Origin of the sequence: Streptomyces sp. NPDC052721, assembly GCF_040678315.1 — a bacterium.
Classification (GTDB): Bacteria; Actinomycetota; Actinomycetes; order Streptomycetales; family Streptomycetaceae; genus Streptomyces.
On sequence record NZ_JBFATL010000098.1, the window covers coordinates 1 to 2997 of the forward strand.

The window sequence follows — 2997 nt, forward strand, 5'->3', positions numbered from 1 at the left end:
GGGGCGGGTGTGTGGTGTGCCGTGGCTGTGGCGGGTTTTGGGGGTGGCCCGCCTCGACGGCGTGGGCCGGCTCGCGGGGGGCGGGGGGGGGGCTGGAGTCGGACGACTCCAGCCCCGCCCTGCTTTGTATACGGCCCTCACGGCGTGGGGAGCGAACCTGCGGCGCGCACTACCCGGCCTGCGCCTGGGCGTCGCGGTGCCGGTAGTACGCGGCCTTGGAGGGCGCGAGCGGCTCCTTGCCGAGGATGAGGTCGGCGGCCTTCTCGGCGACCATCATCACCGGGGCGTAGATGTTGCCGTTGGTGACGTACGGCATCACCGACGCGTCCACCACCCGCAGCCCCTCCGTGCCGTGCACCTTCATGGTCAGCGGGTCGACGACGGACATGTCGTCGGTGCCCATCCTGCACGTGCACGAGGGGTGCAGAGCGGTCTCGCCCTCCTTGGCCACCCACGCCAGGATCTCCTCGTCCGTCTCCACGGCCGGCCCGGGCGAGATCTCGCCGTCGTTGTACGGGGCGAGCGCGGGCTGTCCGAGGATGTTCCGGGCGACGCGGATCGCCTCGACCCACTCGCGGCGGTCCTGCTCGGTGGAGAGGTAGTTGAAGCGCAGTGCGGGGTGCTCGCGCGGATCGCGGCTCCTGATCTTCACCGAGCCGGTCGCGTCCGAGTACATGGGGCCCACATGCACCTGGTAGCCGTGGCCGCCGGCCGGCGAGGAGCCGTCGTAGCGGACGGCGACGGGCAGGAAGTGGAACATCAGGTTGGGGTAGTCCACGTCCTCGTTGCTGCGGGCGAAGCCGCCGGCCTCGAAGTGGTTGGTGGCGGCGGGGCCGGTGCGGAAGAGCCACTGCAGCCCGATGAAGGGGGCGCGCCACTTCGCCATGTACGGCTGCATGGAGACCGGCTGCTTGCAGGCGTACTGGACGTACACCTCCAGGTGGTCCTGCATGTTCTCGCCGACGCCCGGCAGGTCGTGGACGACGTCGATGCCGAGGGCGGCCAGTTCCGCGCCGTTTCCGACACCCGACAGCTGGAGCAGCTGCGGACTGTTGATGGCGCCGCCGCACAGGATGACCTCGCCGGCCCGGACCTGCTGCGGCGCACCGCGCCCGCGCCGGTACTCGACACCCACGGCTCGCTTGCCCTCGAACAGGACGCGGGTGACGAGGGTCCGGGTGCGCACCGTGAGGTTCGGGCGCTTCATCACGGGCTTGAGGTAGGCCTTGGAGGCCGACAGCCTGCGCCCGCGGTGGACGTTGCGGTCGAACTTGGCGAAGCCCTCCTGCCGGTAGCCGTTGACGTCGTCCGTGGGGGCGTAGCCCGCCTCCTGGGTGGCCTTGAGGAAGGCGGTGAAAAGGGGGTTGTCGGCGGGGCCGCGCTCCAGGACGAGGGGGCCGTCGTGACCGCGGAACTCGTCGTCCGGGTCGGCCGCCAGGCAGTTCTCCATCCGCCGGAAGTACGGCAGACAGTGCGCGTAGTCCCAGGTCTCCATGCCGGGGTCGGCGGCCCAGCGCTCGTAGTCCATGGGGTTGCCGCGCTGGAAGATCATGCCGTTGATGCTGCTGGAGCCGCCGAGCACCTTGCCGCGGGCGTGGTAGATGCGGCGGCCGCCCATGTGGGGCTCGGGCTCGGACTCGTACTTCCAGTCGTAGAAGCGGCTGCCTATGGGGTAGGTCAGCGCCGCGGGCATGTGGATGAAGACGTCCCAGGGGTAGTCGGACCGCCCCGCCTCCAGGACGAGCACACGGTTGCCGGGGTCGGCCGAGAGCCGGTTGGCCAGTGCGCAGCCGGCCGATCCGCCGCCGACGATGACGAAGTCGTACTGCAAGGGAGCCATGGTGCCTCGTCTCGCTCGCGCCGTCGATAGTGCCCGGCATGCTAGTACGGGTATCGCCATGCGCACCAGGTTGCGAACAGCGCAACTTCAGACGATCCATGTGAACCATGCCATGTGCCCGCAAGTTGTTTACTGCGAGTATAGTTCCGCTATGAGCAACTACAGTCCGGATATCGGAACGAACGGCTCGCCATCCGGCGGTGTGCAGTCCGTGGACCGCGCCATCAGCGTGCTGGAGATCCTCGCCCAGCGCGGCGAGGCCGGCGTCAGTGAGGTGGCCGCCGAGATCGACGTCCACAAGTCGACCGCGTTCCGCCTGCTGGGCGCCCTGGAGGCGCGCGGCCTGGTGGAGCAGTCCGGCGAGCGCGGCAAGTACCGGCTCGGCTTCGGCATCGTACGGCTCGCGGGCGCGGTCACGGGGCGCATCGACATCACCCAGCAGGGACGTCCGGTGTGCGAGCGCCTCGCCGAGGAGATCGGCGAGACCGTGAACATCGCCGTGATGCAGGAGCACTACGCGATCAACCTCTACCAGGTACGCGGTCAGGCCGCCGTCACCGCGCACAACTGGGTCGGCCAGCTGACCCCGCTGCACGCCACGTCGAGCGGCAAGATCCTGCTGGCCCATCTGCCCACGCAGGACCGCGCGGCGCTGCTGACCGCCTCCGGCATGAAGAAGCTGACCCCCCACACGATCACCGCGAAGACCAAGCTGGAGAAGCACCTCACCGAGGCCCGCGAGCGCGGCTACGCCTGGACGCTGGAGGAACTGGAGATCGGGCTGCACGCCGTGGCGGCCCCGGTCCGCGACCGTGAGGGCCAGGTCATCGCCGCGATCAGCGCTTCCGGGCCCGCCTACCGGTTCACCGAGGACCGTATGCACGAGCTGGCTCCCGTGCTGGTCAAGGGCGCGCAGGAGATCAGCCACCGCATGGGGTACCTGGGCTGAGTCACCCCTGGGCGGTGCCCAGGCGCTCATTGACCCAGGCGTGGAAGGCGCCGATGTGGTGCTCGCTGGGCACCAGAACACCGCCCTTGGCGTACGCCCGGGAACTCATGCCGGGCTGGGTGCGCTCGCAGGCGTCGAAATCCTGGCGGTTGACGCGGTCGAACAGCTCCACGGACCGGGTCACGTCCTTGCCGCTCTCCACGACGTG

3 protein-coding genes are annotated in these 2997 nt (G+C 69.7%); 1 reads left to right on the forward strand and 2 read right to left on the reverse strand.

Annotation, left to right across the window (positions count from 1 at the left end):
* Nucleotides 1–169: 169 nt before the first annotated feature.
* Nucleotides 170–1840, reverse strand: a complete 1671-nt coding sequence (betA, locus tag AB0L21_RS39520) for a choline dehydrogenase (protein ID WP_365788770.1) — start codon at nucleotides 1838–1840, stop codon at nucleotides 170–172.
* A gap of 151 nt (nucleotides 1841–1991) precedes the next feature.
* Between betA and AB0L21_RS39525 the strand changes: the two genes are divergently transcribed.
* Complete coding sequence (locus AB0L21_RS39525; RefSeq protein ID WP_365710587.1) at nucleotides 1992–2789, forward strand: IclR family transcriptional regulator; 798 nt, start codon at nucleotides 1992–1994, stop codon at nucleotides 2787–2789.
* A gap of 1 nt (nucleotide 2790) precedes the next feature.
* On the opposite strand, the gene AB0L21_RS39530 is transcribed toward AB0L21_RS39525, so the two are convergent.
* Nucleotides 2791–2997 (reverse strand): SRPBCC family protein (locus AB0L21_RS39530; RefSeq protein WP_365788771.1); only part of this gene is annotated, 207 nt, incomplete at its 5' end.

Bases quoted from the DNA above. Each gene is read 5' to 3' on its own strand.
- AB0L21_RS39525 (WP_365710587.1), top strand. From the start codon at position 1,992: ATGAGCAACTACAGTCCGGATATCGGAACGAACGGCTCGCCATCCGGC.
- betA (WP_365788770.1), bottom strand. From the start codon at position 1,840: ATGGCTCCCTTGCAGTACGACTTCGTCATCGTCGGCGGCGGATCGGCC.